Raw genomic sequence first — 18470 nt, 5'->3', positions numbered from 1 at the left:
GTCCCCCCGTGCCACCCACCCTCGCCATCGAGACCGCCGGCCTCGTCAAGACGTTCGGCGACCACCGCGCCGTCGACGGCGTCGATCTCGCCGTCCCCCGCGGCAGCGTCTACGGCGTGCTCGGCCCCAACGGCGCCGGCAAGACCACGACGATCCGGATGCTGGCCACGCTGCTGCGCCCCGACGGCGGCAGCGCCCGCGTCCTGGGGCACGACGTCGTCGCCGACCCCGCCGCGGTGCGGCGGCGGATCAGCCTGACGGGCCAGATGGCGTCCGTCGACGAGGACCTGACCGGCCGCGAGAACCTGCAGCTGCTCGGGCGCCTGCACGGCTGGTCGCGCCGGCAGGCGGGCCGACGCGCCGACGCGCTGCTCGAGGCGTTCGGGCTGCAGGAGGCCGCGGGCCGGCTGGCCAAGCGCTACTCCGGCGGCATGCGGCGCCGGCTCGACATCGCGGCGAGCCTGGTCGTGCCGCCCGAGCTGCTGTTCCTCGACGAGCCCACGACCGGCCTGGACCCGCGGTCGCGGAACGAGGTGTGGGAGATCGTCCGGGCGCTCGCGGCGCGCGGCACCACCGTCCTGCTCTGCACGCAGTACCTGGACGAGGCGGACCAGCTGGCGGGCCGGATCGCGGTCATCGACGCCGGCCGCGTGATCGCCGAGGGCACGCCCGCCCAGCTGAAGGGCTCCGTCGGCGGCAGCACCCTGCGCGTGCGGGTGAGCGACCCGGAGCGGCGCGCCGAGGCCGCCGGGATCCTCGGCCGCGGCCTGGCGGCCGAGGTGCACGGGGACCCCGATCCGTCCGCGCTGACCGTCGCGGTGCCGCGGCCCGAGGACGCGGCCGAGGCCGTCGCCGCGCTCGGCCGCGCCGGCGTGCCCGTCGCCGCGTTCGGGCTGGGTCAGCCGACGCTCGACGAGGTCTTCCTGGCGCTCACCGGACGACCGGCGGACGCCGAGCACGAGGAGGTGGCCGCATGAGCGCCACGACGCCCCCCGCGGCCCTCGACGGCCGCGCCCCGACGCCGCCGCCCGCGCCGGCGCGGCTGGACCTGGAGGCCGTGCTCGCCCCGGCCGAGCGGCCGCACGGCGCGAGCGCGCTCGGCGCGTGCCTGGCCTTCGCCTGGCGGGCGATGCGCCGCATCCGCCACGTGCCCGAGCAGCTGCTCGACGTGACCATCACGCCCGTGCTGTTCCTCGTGATGTTCGTCTACCTGTTCGGCGGCGCGATGGCGGGGTCCACGGACGCGTACCTGCAGTTCGTGCTGCCCGGCGTCGTCGTGCAGTCCGTGCTCTTCACGACGGTCTACTCCGGCGTCACGCTGGCGACGGACATGAGCAAGGGCGTCGTGGACCGCTTCCGCACGCTGCCCGTCTGGGCGCCGGCGCCGCTCGTGGGCGCGGCGGTCGGCGACCTGGCGCGCTACCTCGTCGCCGCGACCGTGACGGTCGTGCTGGGGCTGGCCCTGGGCTACGACGCCGACGGCGGCGTGCTCGGCGTCCTCGGGGCGCTCGCGCTCGTGGCGCTGCTCGCCTTCGGCCTGGCGTGGGTCTTCGCGCTGCTGGGCATCGTGCTGCGGTCGCCGAACGCGGTGATGAACGGCGGCTTCATGGTGATGTTCCCGCTCGTCTTCCTCTCGAACGTCTTCGTCGACCCGGCGACGCTGCCGGCCGTCCTGGAGTGGTTCGTCGGCGTCAACCCGGTGTCGCACGTCGCCACGGCCGTCCGCGGCCTGATGGGCGGCGGCGCCGACGCCGGCGACGTGGCGCTCGTGCTCGCCGAGGCTGCGGCGCTGACGGCGGTCTTCGTGCCGCTGACGTCGCGCGCGTACCGCTCGCGCGCCTAGGCCCGCGGCCCGCGTCGAGCTGGCGGCCGCCCGCTCGGCGTCGCCGGTCGCCCGCTCAGCGCGCGGGCGAGCCCGACGCGCCCGGGACCGCGGAGCGCACCCGCCGAGCGGGCGCCGTCGCGTCGCCGGCGAGCTCCCGCGCCGTCGCGTTGAAGCGGTCCGCGCGCGCGAGCAGGTCCCGGGCCAGGGGCAGCAGTCGTGCCCCTTCGGGGGTCAGCGCCGCGCCCCGCACCGTGCGCTCGAACAGCGTGATGCCCAGCTCGCCCTCGAGCCGGCGCAGCTGCTGGCTGAACGCGGGCTGCGAGATGTGCAGCCGCTTGGCGGTCCGTCCGAAGTGCGGGTCGCCGGCGAGCTCGACGAAGAAGCGAAGGCGGCGGAGGTCCGTGGTCCCGGGCATGGCGAGGCGCCCGCGCGCCGCGTGACGCTCGCCGGTCAGGCCGGACCGGTGCGTCGCCGGCGACCTGCGGCACGTGCGGCGGAACGATGGGGGATCCGTCCGCGGGCCGTGTCGGGGCACCGACACCGTACCGGCCCACATCCGTAGGAACTACGGACGATTGCGAATTCGAATCCCGGCCGCGCGCCGGGACCTCGGCGGCCGGCCCGTGCCCGGTCCGCGGTCCGCGGACGTGGGCCGGCGGGTCGCGGCGCGCGGCGGCCTCATCCCCCGGCCGCCAGGCGCGCCACGACGGCGGCGACGCGGGCGTCGCGCACCGCGGCGCTCGGGGCGGTGATCACGGGGTGGATCGCCGCGTAGCGCTCGGCCCGCGACAGGGCGGCGAACCGCCGCGCAGCGGCCGGGCACGCCGCCACCGCGGCGGCCAGGTCGTCCGGCACCGTCGCCGCGGCCTGGCCCGCGTACGCGCGATCCCACCGCCCGTCGTCCTGCGCGCGCTCGACCTCGCGCCGGCCGCGCGGACGCATCCGGCCGGCAGCGGTCAGCGCGGCGACCAGGTCGACGTTGCGCTGCGACCACACCGACCGGGCGCGCCGGGGGGTCAGGTGCTGCCGGTACGTCGCGGCGTCGACCGCCTGCCGCCGTCCGTCGATCCACCCGCTGCAGAGCGCCTCCTCGAGCGCCTGGCCGTACGTCAGCGACGTCGGGGCGGTCGTCCCCTTCTTCGCGAGCGTGAGCCACACGCCGTCGGACGTGGACTCGTGCTCGTCGAGCCAGGCGCGCCACGCCGCCGCGTCCCGGACGACGAGCGACGGCGGCCCGTCGGTCGGCGCGGGCGGCGGGGTGGCGGCGCTCGGCGGGCGGCTCATGGCCGCAGTCTCGCGCGGGTGGCGGTCAGCCGCTGTCCGCGACGCCGACCCTCGCGCCGGCGACCGGAGTAGCGGCCAGTCGTCGGCCTCTTCCCCCGTCACGCTCGACCACGACGGCGATCGCCGCGCACCCGACCACGACGAGGCACCGATGAGCATCACCACCACCACGCACCTGAACTTCACCGACGGCCGGGCCCGGGAGGCCCTCGAGTTCTACGCCGCCGTCTTCGGCGGGACCGCGGCCGTGACCACGTACGGCGACGTCGGCATGCCCGCCGACCAGCCGGGCGCCGACCGCGTCGTGTTCGGCCACGTGGCGACCGACGACGGCTTCCGGGTGATGGCGTACGACGTGCCGGCGACCGGCGACGCCGCTGCCGCGCCGACCCGGGCCGGATCCACCCGGCGCGAGCACGGCGTCACGCTGACAGACCAGCCGTTCTTCGTCTCGGTGCGGGGCGAGAGCCTCGACGAGGTGACGACCTACTGGGACCGGCTGGCCGACGGCGCGACCGTCGTGGAGCCGCTCGCGGCGTCGGCGTGGTCGCCGGGCTTCGGCATGCTGACCGACCGCTTCGGCGTGACCTGGTCCGTCGACGTGCAGCCCGCCGCCTAGTCGGCCGGCGGAGCCGGCGGGTCGCCCGGGGCCGCTGCGTCGGCGGGGCGGCCCGCCGCCCGCGCGCAGCGTTCGGCCAGGCGCGCCAGCGCGTCGACCAGCGCGGGCGGCCCGACGGCCTCGAGCTCGGCGTCGAACCGGCCCAGGTCGGCGGCCAGCGCCGTCCACGACCACGAGCCCAGCGTCACGCGGCAGCAATCCGGGCCGACCTCCTCCACCACGCCGTCCCCGACGAACGGGGCCAGCGCCGCCGCCGGCTGGCGCACGACCGCCCGCCCGCGGCAGGGCCAGTCCCCCGAGGCGTCGCGGGATCCCCGGAAGCGCCCCCGCACGTACGCCTCCAGGTCGCCGCCCGGCAGCTCGCGGGGCGCGAAGCGCGGGCCGGTGCCCGTCAGCGGCCGCACCCGGTCCGCCCGGAACAGGCGCCAGTCGTCGCGGTCCAGGTCCCACGCCACGAGGTACCAGCGCCCGCCGGTGGCGACGAGGTGGTGCGGCTCGGCGCGCCGCGGCGGGCCATCCGCCGCCCCGGGCCGCTCGTAGCGGAAGCGGAGGGTCTCGCGGGCGCGCGCCGCCGCAGTGATCGTCGTGAGCGTCGCCACGTCGACGCCGGGCGGCTCTGCCCCCGAGGCCGCGATGGCGCGGACGGACACGGCGTCGACCCGGTGCCGGAGCCGCGCGGGCAGGACCTGGCGCACGGTGCCGAGGGCGCGCATGGCGGCCTCCTCGATCCCCGCCCCCGCGGCGGCGGCGAGCTGCAGCGCGACCGCGAGGGCGACCGCCTGCTCGTCGTCGAAGAGCAGCGGCGGCAGCTCCGTCCCCGCCTGCAGGCGGTAGCCGCCGTCCGGGCCCTTGACGGCGGCGATCGGGTAGCCGAGCTCGCGCAGGCGGTCCACGTCGCGCCGGACCGTCCGCGGGCTGACCTCGAGCCGCTCCGCGAGCGCCGCCCCCGGCCAGTCGCGGCGCGCCTGCAGCAGGGAGAGCAGGGCCAGGAGGCGGGCGGAGGTCGTCGTCGGCACCACCCCATCATCCGGGCGACGGAGGACACGCCCTGTCCGCTTCTCCTCCGCGTGCGTCCGTCTGGCCGCCGGGCGGGCGGGCGCTCGGGCCGCGGCGCTACCGCGGATCGACCTCGATGACGAGCGTCACCCCGCGGTGGGCCGGGTCGGCGACGACCGCCTCCACCGCCGCGCGCGTCGCGCCGACCGTCAGCGCGCGGGCGGGCGAGCGGACCATGAGCTGGCGGCGGAAGCGGGCTTGGCGGCGGAAGAGCGGGACGGGGCCGAGCGTGTCCTCGGGCATCCGCAGCGCCAGCGCCGTCGCGGCGGCCTCGACGCGCGCCTCGTCCTCGTGCTCGCAGACGACGCGGACGATCGTGGCGTACGGCGGGTACCCCAGGTCGCGGCGCCGCTCGAGCTCCTCCACCAGGAAGCCGTGCGCGTCGTGGCGGGCGGCGAACAGCAGCGCGGGCTCCCGGGGGGAGCGCGTCTGCACGAGCACCTGCGCGGGGACCCCGCCCGCCCCCGCGCCGCGCCCGGCCCGGCCGGCGAGCTGGGCGACCATCTGGAACGTCCGCTCCTGGCTGCGGAAGTCGGGGAAGCGCAGCGTCGCGTCGGCGTCGACCACCACGCCGAGCGTGACGTCGGGGAAGTCGTGGCCCTTCGCGATCATCTGCGTGCCGACGAGGATCCCGTGGTCGGCGGCGCCGAACGCCTCGAGCACGCCCGCGCGGTCGCGGACGTCGGCGTCCAGCCGGTAGACGTGGCCGGGCAGCGTGTCGGCCAGCTGCTCCGTCCCCAGCCCGTGCTGCCCGACGGACACCGATCCGCAGGCCACGCAGCGCGTCGGCGGGCGCTCCTGGTGGCCGCAGTGGTGGCAGCGCAGGATGCCGCCCCCGCCGCCGTCCCGCCCGCCGTGCAGGACGAGCGAGACGTCGCAGTTGGGGCACTCCCACGTGTGGCCGCAGTCGGCGCACTCCATCCACGTCGCCCACCCGCGGCGGTTGAGCAGCACGATCGCCTTGCGGGCGTCCGTCAGCGCGCGGTGGACGTCGGGGTGCAGCGCGCCGCGCGTGCCGCGCACGTCGATCAGCCGCACGGCGGGCATGTCGCCCCCGTCGGCGCGGCGCGGCAGGCCGATCCGCCGCAGCGCCGCCCACGACTCCGGCCGCGGGGTCGCCGAGCCGACGAGCAGCACCGCCCCGGCCTCGCGCGCGCGCCACGCGGCGACGCGCCGGGCGTCGTAGCGGGGGTCCTCGCCGTGCTTGTACGCGCTGTCGTGCTCCTCGTCGACGATGACGAGCCCCAGGTCGGGGACGGGCGCGAAGACCGTCGACATCGGGCCGACGCAGATCCGCGCCTCGCCCGTCCGCAGCCGCCACCACTCGTCGCGGCGCTCGCCCTTCGACAGGCCGGAGTGCAGGACCGCGACGGTCTCCCCCAGCCGCCGCCGGAAGCGGGCGACCGTCTGCGGCGTCAGGGCGATCTCGGGCACGAGGACCAGGACGGTCCGCCCGGCCGCGATCGTCCGCTGCGCGGCCTGCAGGTACACCTCGGTCTTGCCCGATCCCGTGACGCCGTGCAGCAGCAGCTGCCGCTCGCGCAGCTCGAGCTCCTCCCCCGCCGCCAGCACCGCCGCGATGCGGTCGACGGCGTGCGCCTGGTCGGGGTTGAGCGGCGGGGCGCTCGTGCCGTCGCCGTGGAGGGCGCCGACCGTCGCGTGGTCGGGGCGCCGCCCGTGGGCACGCTCCTCGATCGTCACGAGGCCGCGGCCCTCCAGGCGCCGCAGCGTCGACAGGTCCTCGCCCGTCCAGCCCGGCAGGCGGCCCAGGGCCGCGCGCTGCTTGTCCGTCAGCCGGATACCCGCGTAGACGTCGTCGTCCGGCCCGGGCGCGGGCGCCCCGTCGGGGCGCGGCGGCGGCAGCACGGCCGCGGCCCACAGGCGCGTCCGCTCGCCGACGCCCTCGGGCGGCAGCAGCAGCTCCAGGCAGCGGGCGCGGGTCGACACGACGTCGTCGGCCATCCAGAGCGCCAGCCGCACCAGATCGGGCGGCAGCGAGACGTCGTGGACGTGCGTCGGCGCCCGCAGCCGGTACTCGGACGACGCCTTCAGGCCGGTGACGACGCCGCGCAGCCGCTGGCGGCCGAAGGGCACGTCGACGACGCTGCCGACGTCGACGCCGTCCGGGCGCGCGTAGTCGAACGGCCCGCGCACGCCCCGGGTCGAGACGAGCGGCTCGACCTGGATGACGGGGAGGGCGGACACCGCCCCCGATGGTCTCAGGCGCGGACGCCGGACCGCGTGCCGGCGGGGGTCCCGAGGCGCGGCGCGGCCCACCCGCCCGCACGAGCATCCTGTTGCGGGGCCCAGGCGAGTGCGGCTCGCTGATCACGGTGCGGGCGGCGGTGCGGCGGGGAAGCCAACCCGCCGCGGGCACGCGCTGCGGTGGGCCTCGGCGCCCGTGGTCAGGGGTGCGGAAGGGGCGCGACGGTCACGGGGTCCTCCCAGCGCATCGGCTCGAGACGGGGCATCACCGTCTTCAGCGCAGCGATCGCGCGCTCGTCGAAGAGCAGCTGCTCGGGCGTGCCGTCGTCCCCATAGAGCCGCGCGACCGCCGGCCGCACAGCCGCGTCCGGAACCGGGTCGGACGACGCGTCGGAGCGCACGCCGGCTCGGCCGGCCACCGTCAGCAGGCCGTGCGTGGTGACCGGCCGCCCCCGGTTCAGGATCGTGGCGTCCGCGATGCCGACCCCGGCGTCCAGGCCGGCGTCACGCAGCGCAGCGAGGAAGCGCTCGTCCGCCAACCAGACGAACAACGTCCAGTCGACAAGCGGACCGAATCGCGTCGAGCCGCCCTGTTGCACCAGCCGCTCCTCCGGCACGGGCGCCAGCCCAGCACCCGCCAGGACGAACTGGTCGTGCGCGTCGCGATCGCGACGCGCCAGCTCATCGACCCGCGCGAGCGCAGGCCGGTACCCCGGATCTGCCTCGGCCATCACCGCGTCGATCCGCTCGAACCACTTCGACCCCTGCTCCCGCAGTTCCAGGAGCCGGTGTTCCGCGGGGCTGTCCGGATAGGCGATGTCGTACTCGGGCCCATGGGAAGCCAAGCGCTCGCGTTGAGCCCGCAGCCGCTTGCCGACGTCAAACATGGCATTCGCGAGGAGCACAGGGAAAGGCGTCGGCCGTCCCTCGGCCGGGGCGATATCCCCGTACGTCTTCCGCCGCAAGAACGGCAGACTGTACCACCCTGCGTCGCTCACGCTCATATTCCTGGACTTGGCCCGACATGCTGGGAAGGATCTCCGAGTGCCGCATCGAGCGTACCCCGACGGCGGACGGGCGCGCCCGGCACCGACTTCCCGCCCACCCGGTCGCGTGGCCCCTACGGTCGCCCCTGCTGCCGGCACTGCCCCGCCGTCCAACGGACCACCCCAGCCATCTGCGGAAGGGTCAGCAAGCCGACGAGCACCGCGGCGCCGATCCGGCTCCTGGTGCGCCGCATCTCGCCGCTGCCGCGACCGGTGCCGCGCCGCCGCGACGGGTACCGGCCCGGCGATGTCCCACGAGGAACGGAGCACGCACGTGACCGCCGAGAGCCCCACCGTCGCCCTGCTGGGCACGGGCACCATGGGCCTGCCGATGGGCCGCAACGTCCTGGGCGCCGGCCTGCCGCTGCGCGTCTGGAACCGCACGGCCGAGAAGGCCGGGCCGCTGGAGGAGGCAGGCGCCACCCTCGCCGCCGACCCGGCCGAGGCCGTGCGCGGCGCCGACCTGATCGTGACGATGCTCGACGCCGTCGACGCGGTGCGCGAGACGATCGCCGCGGCCGCCCCCGCGCTGACGGACGGCCAGGTGTGGATCCAGGCCAGCACGGTCGGCGTCGGCGACACCGAGGGGCTGGGCGACCTGGCCGAGGAGCTCGGCGTGGCGTTCGTCGACGCGCCCGTCCTCGGCACCCTGAAGCCCGCCGAGGACGGCACGCTCGTCGTGCTGGCGAGCGGCCCCGACGCCGCGCTCGACCGCGCCCAGCCGGTGTTCGACGCGATCGGCTCGCGGACGATGCGCGTCGGCCGCGCGGGCGGCGGCACGCGGCTGAAGCTCGTCGCCAACTCGTGGGTGCTCGCCGTGACGACCGCCACCGCGGAGGCGTTCGCGCTGGCGGACGGCCTGGACGTCGACCCGCGGGCGTTCCTCGAGGCGGTGTCCGGCGGCCCGCTCGACCTGCCGTACCTGCGGCTGAAGGGCCAGGCGATGCTCGAGGACGCGTACGCGACGAGCTTCTCCGTGCGCAACGCGCTGAAGGACGCGCGCCTGGTCGGGGACGCCGCCGACCGCTCCGGCGTGCCCGTGGGCATCGCGGGCGTCGCGGCGGAGCACCTGGGGCGCGCGCTCGACCGCGGGCACGGAGACGACGACCTCGCCGCCGTCTACAAGGGCGTCGCGCGGGACTGACCGGGCGGGGCGGCGGGGGCCGGCGCCGTCGGACGTCGGCCGCGCCGCGGCGCCCGCCGGGGCCGGCACCCCGCCCACGTCCGGGCGCCGCCGCTCGGTCAGCCCCGGCCGCTCAGCCGTAGAGCCGCCGCGCGTACTCCGGCCCGTAGTACGCCTCGAGCGCCTCGAGCGGCTCGTCGGGGCGGTCGAGCGCCTTCGCCACGGCCGCCCGCGACGGCACGGCCGCCTCCGGCGCCCACGTCTCCGGATCCCACAGCGCCGAGCGCAGGAACGCCTTCGCGCAGTGGTGGAAGACCTCCTCGATCGCGACCACCAGCGCCAGCGGCGGGCGATGCCCGGCCACGACGAGGGCGTCGAACCACGGGGCGTCGCGCACGACGTGGGCGCGGCCGTTGACGCGCAGCGTGTCGCCGCGCCCCGGGATGACGAAGTCCAGGCCGACGTGCGGGTTCTCGAGCACGTTGCGCAGCCCGTCGGCGCGCCGGTTGCCGGGGCGCTCGGGCAGCGCGATCGTCGTGTCGTCGACCACGTGCACGAGCCGGCCGGCCGGGTCGCCCTTCGGCGACACGTCGCACCGGCCCGCCGCGTCGGCGGTGCCGACGACGCAGAACGGCGACGCCGCCAGCCACGCCCGGTCGAGCGGGTGCAGCGCGGCGCGCGCCTTGTCGCGCACGTGCGGCAGCGGCTCGCCGAGGATCGCGCGCAGCGCCTCGACGGTCTCGATGCGGTCGTCGTCGGGCATGCGGGCATCGTCGCAGGCGTCGGAACGACGACGGGCGCCCCGTGGGGCGCCCGTGCGGTCCCCGCCGGCGGGCGGCGGGGCGGCGATGCCGGTGGGCCTACAGGCCGGCGGCGGCCTTCAGCTCGTCGACCTTGTCCGTCTTCTCCCAGGTGAAGTCCGGGTCCTCGCGGCCGAAGTGGCCGTAGGCCGCGGTCTTCTGGAAGATCGGGCGGAACAGGTTGAGGTGGCGGCGGTACGCCAGCGGGCGGAGGTCGAAGACCTCGCGGACGGCCTTCTCGATCTTCGCGCGGTCGATCTTCTCGGTGCCGAACGTCTCGACGAGGATCGAGATCGGCTGCGCGACGCCGATGGCGTACGAGACCTGGATCTCGGCGCGGTCGGCAAGGCCGGCGGCGACGACGTTCTTCGCGACCCAGCGGGTGGCGTAGGCGGCGGAGCGGTCGACCTTCGACGAGTCCTTGCCGGAGAACGCGCCGCCGCCGTGGCGGGCGGCGCCGCCGTACGTGTCGACGATGATCTTGCGGCCGGTCAGGCCCGTGTCGCCGACGGGGCCGCCGATGACGAAGCGGCCGGTCGGGTTGACGAGGAACTCGCTGAGGAGCGTGTTCTCGTCGTACATGTCCTCGGGCAGGACGTGCTTGACGACGTGCTCCCACAGGTCGGCCTTGATCGCCGACTGGTCCGTGAAGTTCTCGGAGTGCTGCGTCGAGATCAGCAGCTTGTCGATCGAGACCGGGCGGCCGTCGCGGTAGCGGACCGAGACCTGGGTCTTCGCGTCCGGACGCAGGTAGTCCAGGTCGCCGTTCTTGCGGACGTACGCCAGGCGCTCGGCCAGCCGGTGCGCGTTCTGGATCGCGATCGGCATGAGCTCGGGCGTCTCGTTCGTCGCGTAGCCGAAGATGATGCCCTGGTCGCCCGCGCCCTCGAGGTCGAACTCGTCGGCGGAGCCGCTCTTGTGCTCGGTCGCGTCGTCGACGCCGGCGGCGATGTCGGCGGACTGCGGGTCGATCGCGTTCAGCACCGCGACGGAGTCGGCGGAGAAGCCGAGGTTGCCGTCGGTGTAGCCGATCTTGCGGATCGCGTCGCGCGCGACCTGCTGGATGTCGATGTACGCCTCGGTCCGGATCTCGCCGGACACGACGGCGAGGCCGGTGTTGACGAGCACCTCGCAGGCGACGCGCGCCTTCTCCGGGTTCGGGTCGCTCGCGAGGACGGCGTCGAGCACGCCGTCCGAGATCTGGTCGGCGACCTTGTCGGGGTGACCCTCGGAGACGGACTCCGAGGTGAACAGGTACTCGTTGTCGGCGTACTGGCTCATGAGATCCTGGGATCGACGTGGGCGATGGACACGGAACCTCGCGCCCGGCCGTCCTGGCCGGGGGTCGCGAGGTCCCGGCCGGCGCGCCGCCGCGAGGCAGGGCGCCCGTCGGGAGCCCGCGTCGTCCGGTCGACGACACGCAGGGGCTCCGTGAAGCCGAGAAAGCGTATCGACATGGCGCGCTTTCGGCGGGCGCCCTGCCGCGACGCCCGCGGGGCCTGCATCGGGGCGACGACGCGTGCGTCGTACGCGGGCCGGCGCCGGGCGGGCCGCCCCGCGCCGGGACGCTCAGTCGTCGAGCAGGTCGTCGCCCGTGTCGACCCAGGGCAGCTCGTCGATCTCGGGGCCGATCTCGAACTCGGGGACCTCGGGCAGGTCCTCGTCGGCGTCGACGACCCCGTCCTCGGCCAGCTCGGCCTCGATCTGCCGGCGCTGCTTCGCCGGGCTCATCGCCACCTCGGAGCGGCGCGCGCGGCGCTCGTTGAAGTCGATGATCACCGGCACGCCGTCGAAGCCGAAGCGCGCGCGCAGGCGGTTCTCGACGTAGTAGGCGTACGAGCGGACGACGCGTGCGCGGTCGTTGACCGAGATCGCGAAGCGCGGCGGGTTCTCCCCCACCTGCGCCATGTAGAGCATCTTCAGGCGCGACCCGCGGACCGCCGGCGGCTGCTTCGCCTCGACGACCTCGGCGAGGAAGCGGTTGAGCTGCGCCGTCGGGATGCGGCCCTTTCGACGGTCGCCCAGGGCGATGGCCTCGGCGATCACGCGGTGGACGTTGCGGCCCGTCAGGCCCGACGCCGTGAGCACCCGGGGGCGCAGGCGCAGCTTCTGCTGCACGCGGGCGCGCTCGTGCTGCAGGTCGTCCTCGCTCAGGTTGTGCTCGTCCCACTTGTTGAGCACGAGCAGCGTGGCGCAGTTGGCCTTCATCGCCATGTCGGCGACGCGGAAGTCCTGGCTCGTCACGCCGTCGGCGGCGTCGCACACGACGATCGCGACGTCGGCGCGGTCGACCGCCCGCTGCGAGCGGAGCGTCGTGTAGTACTCGACGGACTCCGTGACCTTCGCCTGGCGGCGCATGCCGGCGGTGTCGACGATCACGAGCCGGCGCCCGTCGATCTCGATCGGCAGGTCGATCGCGTCGCGGGTCGTGCCGGCGACGTCCGAGACGATCGTGCGCTCGTCGCCGACGAGGCGGTTGAACATCGTCGACTTGCCGACGTTCGGCCGGCCGATGATGGCCAGGCGCAGGCGGTCGTCGGCGTCCGGCGCGTCGTCGCCCTCGGGCAGCGCCTCGACGATGCGGTCGAGCAGGTCGCCCGTGCCGAGGCCCTGGTTGGCGGAGACCGGCAGCGGCTCGCCCAGGCCGAGCGCGTAGAACTCGGCGGCGTCCGGGATGTTCTTCCCGACGTCGATCTTGTTGGCCGCGACGATCTTCGGGCCCTTCCAGCGGCGCAGGATGTCCGCCAGCTCGGCGTCCCCGGGGCGCATGCCGGTCTTCGCGTCGACGACGAGCACCGCGACGTCGGCCGTCTCGAGCGCCGAGCGGACCTGGTCGAGGATCGCGGACGCCATCGGGTCGGGGTCGAGGGCGTCGACGCCCCCGGTGTCCACGAGCTCGAACCGGCGCCCGTTCCACTCCGCCTCGAGGTGCTTGCGGTCGCGCGTCACGCCGGCGCGCTCGTGCACGACGGCCTCGCGGCGGCCCGTCAGGCGGTTGACGAGGGAGGACTTGCCGACGTTCGGGAAGCCGACGATCGCGACCTGCCTCATGCGTCCACCGCCTTCGCGCGCGTCTCCTCGGCCAGGCGCGCGATGCGCTCGACCACCTCGGCGAAGGGCACGCCGGTCGTGTCGACCTCGACCGCGTCGTCGGCGCGGCGCAGCGGCGACGCCTCGCGGGTGCGGTCGCGCTCGTCGCGCTCGCGCAGGTCGGCCAGCTCCTCCTCGACCGAGCGGCCGGTCTGCGCCGCGCGGCGGCCGGCGCGCTCCTCGTCGCTGGCGGTCAGGTAGATCTTCAGCTCGGCGTCGGGGCGGACGACGGTGCCGATGTCGCGGCCCTCGGCGACCCAGTCGCCGCGCTGCGTCAGGCCGCGCTGGCGCTCGACGAGGTGCTCGCGGACCGCCGGGTCGGTGGCGACGACGGACGCGCGCTGCGACACCTCGGGCGTGCGGATCGCGTCCGTGGAGTCGGACGAGCCGAGCAGCACGCGGTCGCCCTCGAAGTCGATGCGCAGCTCGTCGAGCGTGCGCTTGCGGTCGGCGGCCTCGTCCTGGATCGCCGCGAGCGCGACGCAGCGGTACATCGCTCCCGTGTCCAGGTACGTGAAGCCGAGGCGGGCGGCGACGGCGCGCGCCACGGTGGACTTTCCGGCCCCTACAGGGCCGTCGATCGCGACGAGCATCGGGCCCAGGATAGTGGGCGCACGGCGGCGCGGACGGGCGGGGCGCGCGCCGTGGCGGCCGACCCGGCCACCCGCGCATGGGCTACAACCCCTCGCCGTGCGTGCGCTGCGCCCCCTTCGCGACCGGGACTTCCGGCTGCTGTGGATGGGCCTGGCGGTCTCCCTCGTCGGCGACGGGCTGTGGCTCGTCGCGATCGCCTGGCAGGTCATCGAGCTGGGCGGCGGACCGGTCCAGCTCTCCCTCGTCACGACGGGCTTCTCCGTCGGGCTCGTCGGCTGCATCCTGCTCGCGGGCGTCGTCGCCGACCGCGTGTCGCGGCGGCGGATCATGCTCGCCGCGGACGCGGCTCGCGCGGGGGTGACGGTCGTGCTGGGCGTGCTCTCCGTCACGGGCGCCCTCGAGCTGTGGCACCTGGTGGCCGGGGGCCTGGTCATCGGCGCCGCCGAGGCGTTCTTCGTCCCCGCGTTCACCGCGCTCGTGCCGCAGCTCGTGGCGCAGGACGAGCTGCTCGCCGCGAACGGGCTGGAGGGGATGATCCGCCCGGTCGCGCAGCAGGCGGCGGGGCCCGCGCTCGGCGGGCTGCTGGTGGCGGCCACCGCCCCGGGTCCGGCGATGCTCGTCAACGCCGGCACGTACGTCGTGTCGGTCGCGTGCCTGGTGGCGATGCGGCACGTGCCGCTCCCCGCCCCCGCGGACGGGGACGCTGCGGCCGCGGCCCGCTCCGTGCTGGCGGACCTGCGCGAGGGCGCCGCCTACGTCGTGCGCGAGCGCTGGCTGTGGGGCACGCTGCTCTTCGCCCTGATCGCCGTGCTCTGCATCATCGGCCCGATCGAGGTGCTGCTGCCCTTCGCCGTGCGCGAGCAGGCCGGCGGCGGGTCGGCGGAGTACGGCCTGCTGCTCGCGGGCTTCGGCGTCGCGTCCGCGCTGGGCGCCGCGCTCGTCTCGTCCCGACCGCTGCCGCGGCGGTACCTGACGGCCATGCTGCTCATGTGGGGCGTCGGCTCGCTGCCGCTGGCGCTGATGGGCGCGATGGACGCGCTTTGGGCGATGCTGGTGCTCGTCGTCGTCGTCGGCCTCGTGGACGCCGGCGGCCAGGTCATCTGGGGCACGCTGCTCCAGCGCCGCGTGCCGCCGCGGCTGCAGGGCCGCGTGTCCAGCCTGGACTGGTTCGTCTCCCTCGCGCTCATGCCGGTGTCGATGGCCCTCGCCGGGCCGGCCGGCGAGCTGCTCGGCGTCGCGACCGTCTTCGTGCTCGCGGGCGTCGGGCCGGCGCTCGCGGGGATCGCGGTGCTGTGGGGGCTCGGCCTGCGCCGCGACGAGGCCGAGCACCCGCTCGACCCCGCGCCGTCGGCGTCCTGAGCCGCGGCCGCAGGCCGCGGCGCCGTCGTCCTCCGCCGCGAGCGTCCGCGGCGTGTGCGGCCGGGCGCCCGGCGCGGACCGGGGCCCGGGCGGCGTAGGGTGCCGGAGCGTCCCGTCCCCGCCTAGGAGCGTCCCGATGCCCCTCCGCCCCGTCCCGCCGCGACCGCCACGCGCCGCCGCCACCGCCGTCGTCGCCGCGCTCGCCGCGGCCCTCCCCGCGCTCGCGGCGGCCCCCGCGGGCGCCGCGGTCCCCACCGTCCGCGCGCCCGGGATCGTCACGCCGCTGCCGCCGGCCACGGGCCTGGCGTCCGTCGTCCCCGCCGCGGGCGACGGCCTGGTGGCGTGGGCCGTGCCCGGCCCGCCCCCGGCGGGCGGCCACGAGCGCCCGGTGGCGCTGTGGACGCTGCGGGGCGGCGTGCCGACGGTGGCGACGACCGTGCCGGTCCGCGGCCGGCCGCTGAGCCTGGAGCTGGGGACGGAGCGCGGCGGCGCGCCCGTCGCGGTGCTGCGGACGACCGAGGACGCGGACGACGCGCCGGTCGTCACCCGCCTCGTCCGGCTCGACACCGGCGCCGCCCGGCGCCTGCCGCTCCGCCGGCGCGGGCGCCTCGTCCACGGCATGGCGCTGGACCGCGGGCGCCTGTACTACGTCCTGGGCCCGCACCGGTCCGGCCCCCGCACCCGCAGCACCTTCTGGCGCGCCACGCTGACGGGGCTGACGCTCCGGGCGCCCGTCCGGCTGCGCACGTCGCGGCCCGGCGAGTGGTGGTACGCGGACCAGGCCGACCGGGGCCTCGTCGCGGTGTACCGGAGCACGATCGAGCGCGACGGCGGACAGACCTTCGACCTGCAGGACGTCGGGTTCGGCACGCCGCGCGGCCGCTGGTCTGGCACGGAGTTCGAGGTCTACAGCGACGGCCCGGCCGACACCGTCTCGGTCGCCGGCTTCACCGCCGACGGCAGGTCCATCGTGACCGTCCGGGCCGACGAAGGGCGGTACGGGCAGACCGCGTCGGTCACCCCCGTCGGCGCCCGGCGTCCCGCGCGGCGGGTGCACCTGTGGGACGTCCCCCTCGACCTGCCCGACGGCGATCCCGCGCCGCCGATCCTCGACCCCGCGACGGGCCGGCTGCTCGGCGTCGGGCCCGCGCCCGGGTCGCCGCCCCCGCCCGACGAGGCCCACCAGGGCCCGACGGCCTTCGGCTTCTCGGGGCCGGCGGTCCCCGTCGACTGACGCGGGCGGCGCGGCGGCGGAGGTCCGGCGTCAGCTCCGCTCGAAGCCCTTCCGGGTCAGCTCGAGCCGTCGCAGGTCGAGGCCGAGCGTCCGACGGACCTGCGCGGCCAGACCGTCCTGCAGGCGCGCCGCCTCCGCCGCCTGACCGACGGACGGCAGGGCCTGGATCATGAACCCGACGTGCACCACGATCAGCCCGAGGGTCTCGGAGCCGCGCTGCTTGCGCGCGTCGGACAGCCGCCGGACCGCCTTCGAGCGGGCCAGCGCGTGGCGGACCTCGCGCAGGACGATCCGTCCGCCGCGGATCTGCGCGTCGGTGATCCGCACCGACAGCCGGTCGTCCGCGGCCGGCTTGCGGTCGTGGTCGTGAGCCAGCCAGGCGAGCACGAGCGCCGTCCCGACGCGGTCGCCGAGGTTCCGGCGGGATCCGCCGAGCCGCCGCGTGACGGCGTCGAGCACGCCGCGGTACTCGCCGCCGCCCATCAGGGCGTCGATCGCCGCGTGCCCGGTGGCCGGGGTCGCGCCCTTGAGCGCGGCCGTCACCTCGGCGTCGATCGCCCGCGTCCGGGCCGCGTTCGGCGCGAAGCGCAGGGCGCGGAGCTGCTTCGCGGTGGCGCGCGGCGGGCGGCGCTTCGCGGCGGAGCCGCCGGACGACGATCCCGCGGACGACACCGGCGGGCGGTTCAGGCCCAGCAGGCCCGAGCTCACGCTCGGCGTCGTCAGGTCGGGGACGTTGTAGCTCAGGTCGCTCTGCGCGGCGGCGGCCGGCGCGAGGACGAGCGCGAGGAGCGCGGCGACGACCGCGGCCGCACGGCGACGGGGACGGGACGGCATGGCGCGATCCTAGCCGCCGCGATCGGAAGGCGTGGCGCCTCGACGCTCGTCCGGCGCTTCGGCGTGCGCCCCCGCTCGTGGCCGCCCCGGCGTCTCTCAGCCCCGCTGCAGGGCGGCGACGTGCTCGCCGAAGCCGGGGTAGGAGACCTCGGCGGCCTCCATCCCGACGACGGTGACGCCCTCGCGCGACGCCAGCCCCGCGACGGCGCCGAGCATCGCCAGGCGGTGGTCGCCGTGCGCGTGGATCGTCCCGCCGCGGATCCCGGTGCCGCCCTGCACGACGAACCCGTCCGGGGTCGCCTCGATCTCGGCGCCCAGGCCGCGCAGACCCTCGACGACGGTCGCGATGCGGTCGGACTCCTTGTGGCGCAGCTCCTCCGCGTCGCGGACGACGGTCTCGCCCTCGGCGAAGCACGCGAGCAGCGCGATCAGGGGCAGCTCGTCGATCAGCAGCGGGATCTCCTCCCCCTCGACCGTCGTGCCGCGCAGCGGGCCGTGCGTGACCTCCAGCTCGGACACCGGCTCGCCGGCCGGCACGAGGCCGTCGCGGCGCGTCTCGCGTTCGCCGACGACGGTCGCGCCCATGCGGTCGAGCACGTCGAGGATGCCCGCGCGCGTCCAGTTGACGCTGACGTCCTCGATCAGCACGCGGGACCCGGGGACGAGAACGCCCGCCACGATCGGGAACGCCGCCGACGACAGGTCGCCGGGCACGTGCAGGTCGCCCACCGCGAGCTCGTCGACGCGCGAGACCGTGATCGCGTTGCCCTCGCGGCGCAGCGGCACGCCCAGGCGGGCCAGCATCCGCTCGGTGTGGTCGCGGCTGGCGACCGGCTCGACGACCGTCGTCTCGCCGTCGGCCATCATCCCCGCCAGCAGCACGCAGCTCTTGACCTGCGCGGACGCGACCGGCAGCTCGTACGTCGTGCCCGTCAGGCGGGTGCCGCGCACGACGAACGGCGGCAGCCGGTCGTCCGTGGCCTCGATCCGCGCGCCCATCGCCCGCAGCGGCGCGGCGATGCGGTCGACGGGGCGGCGCCGGATGGACGCGTCGCCGTCGAAGCGGTACTCGCGCCCCTCCTGCCCGGCGAGCCAGCCGGGCAGCAGCCGCATCAGGGTGCCGGCGTTGCCGACGTCGATCGTGGTGCCCCGCGCGTCGGCGCCGCGCAGCCCCACGCCCGCGATCTGCACGCGGTCGCCGTCGCGGCGGACGGTCGCGCCGAGCGTCTCCATCGCGGCCAGGGTGGAGAGCGTGTCCGCCGCCGGCAGGTAGCCGGTGACGGTGACGGGCGCCGTGGCCATCGCGCCGACCATGGCGGCGCGATGGCTCATCGACTTGTCGCTCGGCGGGCGCAGGCGCCCCGCGAGCGGACCGGAGGGCTCGAAGCGGACGTCCACGGG

The 18470-nt window shown here is 76.4% G+C and carries 17 protein-coding genes; 6 read left to right on the top strand and 11 right to left on the bottom strand.

Annotation, left to right across the window (positions count from 1 at the left end):
- Positions 1-8 precede the first annotated feature (8 nt).
- Positions 9-977, top strand: coding sequence for an ATP-binding cassette domain-containing protein (locus tag J3P29_RS08635; RefSeq protein ID WP_210492690.1), 969 nt, complete (start codon positions 9-11; stop codon positions 975-977).
- Complete coding sequence (locus J3P29_RS08630) at positions 974-1843, top strand: ABC transporter permease (RefSeq protein WP_210492689.1); 870 nt, start codon at positions 974-976, stop codon at positions 1841-1843. Before J3P29_RS08635 ends, J3P29_RS08630 begins: the two co-directional genes overlap by 4 nt.
- Before the next feature lie 55 nt (positions 1844-1898).
- Here the strand turns inward: J3P29_RS08630 and J3P29_RS08625 are convergent, their stop codons facing one another.
- Positions 1899-2240 (bottom strand): LysR family transcriptional regulator, encoded by a 342-nt coding sequence (locus tag J3P29_RS08625; RefSeq protein ID WP_210492688.1) that lies wholly within the window; start codon positions 2238-2240, stop codon positions 1899-1901.
- Positions 2241-2503: 263 nt separating this feature from the next.
- Entirely contained in the window at positions 2504-3109 is a 606-nt protein-coding gene (locus J3P29_RS08620; RefSeq protein WP_210492687.1) for a YdeI/OmpD-associated family protein, read from the bottom strand.
- A gap of 151 nt (positions 3110-3260) precedes the next feature.
- Here J3P29_RS08620 and J3P29_RS08615 point away from each other — a divergent pair, with 151 nt between their 5' ends.
- Positions 3261-3728 (top strand): VOC family protein, encoded by a 468-nt coding sequence (locus J3P29_RS08615; protein WP_210492685.1) that lies wholly within the window; start codon positions 3261-3263, stop codon positions 3726-3728.
- On the opposite strand, the gene J3P29_RS08610 is transcribed toward J3P29_RS08615, so the two are convergent.
- The 3 genes from J3P29_RS08610 to J3P29_RS08600 all read right to left on the bottom strand — a co-directional run bounded on the left by J3P29_RS08610 (position 3725) and on the right by J3P29_RS08600 (position 7987).
- On the bottom strand, positions 3725-4744 hold the full coding sequence (locus J3P29_RS08610) for a WYL domain-containing protein (RefSeq protein WP_210492684.1): 1020 nt from the start codon (positions 4742-4744) through the stop codon (positions 3725-3727). The genes J3P29_RS08615 and J3P29_RS08610 overlap by 4 nt on opposite strands.
- A gap of 97 nt (positions 4745-4841) precedes the next feature.
- Positions 4842-6989 carry a primosomal protein N' gene (priA, locus tag J3P29_RS08605; RefSeq protein ID WP_210492683.1) on the bottom strand — a complete coding sequence of 716 codons (2148 nt, stop codon included), beginning with the start codon at positions 6987-6989 and terminating at the stop codon, positions 4842-4844.
- Positions 6990-7189: 200 nt separating this feature from the next.
- Positions 7190-7987, bottom strand: a complete 798-nt coding sequence (locus J3P29_RS08600; RefSeq protein ID WP_210492682.1) for a hypothetical protein — start codon at positions 7985-7987, stop codon at positions 7190-7192.
- Between the two features lie 295 nt (positions 7988-8282).
- Here J3P29_RS08600 and J3P29_RS08595 point away from each other — a divergent pair, with 295 nt between their 5' ends.
- Positions 8283-9179, top strand: a complete 897-nt coding sequence (locus J3P29_RS08595) for an NAD(P)-dependent oxidoreductase (RefSeq protein ID WP_210492680.1) — start codon at positions 8283-8285, stop codon at positions 9177-9179.
- Between the two features lie 112 nt (positions 9180-9291).
- Here J3P29_RS08595 and J3P29_RS08590 read toward each other — a convergent pair whose 3' ends face one another.
- The 4 genes from J3P29_RS08590 to cmk form a co-directional block, all read right to left on the bottom strand.
- Positions 9292-9921 (bottom strand): pyridoxamine 5'-phosphate oxidase family protein, encoded by a 630-nt coding sequence (locus tag J3P29_RS08590; RefSeq protein WP_210492679.1) that lies wholly within the window; start codon positions 9919-9921, stop codon positions 9292-9294.
- Between the two features lie 97 nt (positions 9922-10018).
- Complete coding sequence (gene metK, locus J3P29_RS08585; RefSeq protein WP_210492678.1) at positions 10019-11239, bottom strand: methionine adenosyltransferase; 1221 nt, start codon at positions 11237-11239, stop codon at positions 10019-10021.
- Positions 11240-11527: 288 nt separating this feature from the next.
- Positions 11528-13009 (bottom strand): ribosome biogenesis GTPase Der, encoded by a 1482-nt coding sequence (gene der / locus J3P29_RS08580; protein WP_210492677.1) that lies wholly within the window; start codon positions 13007-13009, stop codon positions 11528-11530.
- The gene (cmk, locus tag J3P29_RS08575) at positions 13006-13641 is read right to left on the bottom strand and encodes a (d)CMP kinase (protein WP_210492675.1); all 636 of its coding nucleotides are present in this window, start codon (positions 13639-13641) and stop codon (positions 13006-13008) included. The genes der and cmk overlap by 4 nt, the downstream gene beginning before the upstream one ends.
- 97 nt (positions 13642-13738) lie before the next feature.
- On the opposite strand from cmk, the gene J3P29_RS08570 reads away from it, so the two are divergent.
- A complete protein-coding gene (locus J3P29_RS08570; RefSeq protein ID WP_210492674.1) occupies positions 13739-15001 on the top strand; it encodes an MFS transporter in 1263 nt (420 codons plus the stop codon).
- 136 nt (positions 15002-15137) lie between these two features.
- Positions 15138-16235, top strand: coding sequence for a hypothetical protein (locus tag J3P29_RS08565; RefSeq protein WP_210492673.1), 1098 nt, complete (start codon positions 15138-15140; stop codon positions 16233-16235).
- A gap of 30 nt (positions 16236-16265) precedes the next feature.
- Here J3P29_RS08565 and J3P29_RS08560 read toward each other — a convergent pair whose 3' ends face one another.
- Positions 16266-17069 (bottom strand): DUF6683 family protein, encoded by an 804-nt coding sequence (locus J3P29_RS08560; RefSeq protein WP_210492671.1) that lies wholly within the window; start codon positions 17067-17069, stop codon positions 16266-16268.
- 96 nt (positions 17070-17165) lie between these two features.
- The gene (gene aroA, locus J3P29_RS08555; protein ID WP_210492670.1) at positions 17166-18467 is read right to left on the bottom strand and encodes a 3-phosphoshikimate 1-carboxyvinyltransferase; all 1302 of its coding nucleotides are present in this window, start codon (positions 18465-18467) and stop codon (positions 17166-17168) included.
- Positions 18468-18470 lie beyond the last annotated feature (3 nt).

Origin of the sequence: Patulibacter sp. SYSU D01012 (genome assembly GCF_017916475.1) — a bacterium.
In the GTDB taxonomy this organism is placed as follows: domain Bacteria; phylum Actinomycetota; class Thermoleophilia; order Solirubrobacterales; family Solirubrobacteraceae; genus Patulibacter.
The sequence above is the reverse complement of the archived record's forward strand: the minus strand, read 5'-3'. Positions and strand labels throughout refer to the sequence as shown.

Excerpts from the sequence above, each read along its gene's own strand:
- J3P29_RS08595 (WP_210492680.1), top strand. The coding sequence starts at position 8,283 with ATGTCCCACGAGGAACGGAGCACGCACGTGACCGCCGAGAGCCCCACC.
- J3P29_RS08620 (WP_210492687.1), bottom strand. The coding sequence starts at position 3,109 with ATGAGCCGCCCGCCGAGCGCCGCCACCCCGCCGCCCGCGCCGACCGAC.
- J3P29_RS08590 (WP_210492679.1), bottom strand. The coding sequence starts at position 9,921 with ATGCCCGACGACGACCGCATCGAGACCGTCGAGGCGCTGCGCGCGATC.
- J3P29_RS08625 (WP_210492688.1), bottom strand. The coding sequence starts at position 2,240 with ATGCCCGGGACCACGGACCTCCGCCGCCTTCGCTTCTTCGTCGAGCTC.
- der (WP_210492677.1), bottom strand. The coding sequence starts at position 13,009 with ATGAGGCAGGTCGCGATCGTCGGCTTCCCGAACGTCGGCAAGTCCTCC.
- cmk (WP_210492675.1), bottom strand. The coding sequence starts at position 13,641 with ATGCTCGTCGCGATCGACGGCCCTGTAGGGGCCGGAAAGTCCACCGTG.
- metK (WP_210492678.1), bottom strand. The coding sequence starts at position 11,239 with ATGAGCCAGTACGCCGACAACGAGTACCTGTTCACCTCGGAGTCCGTC.
- J3P29_RS08615 (WP_210492685.1), top strand. The coding sequence starts at position 3,261 with ATGAGCATCACCACCACCACGCACCTGAACTTCACCGACGGCCGGGCC.
- J3P29_RS08565 (WP_210492673.1), top strand. The coding sequence starts at position 15,138 with ATGCCCCTCCGCCCCGTCCCGCCGCGACCGCCACGCGCCGCCGCCACC.
- J3P29_RS08630 (WP_210492689.1), top strand. The coding sequence starts at position 974 with ATGAGCGCCACGACGCCCCCCGCGGCCCTCGACGGCCGCGCCCCGACG.
- J3P29_RS08560 (WP_210492671.1), bottom strand. The coding sequence starts at position 17,069 with ATGCCGTCCCGTCCCCGTCGCCGTGCGGCCGCGGTCGTCGCCGCGCTC.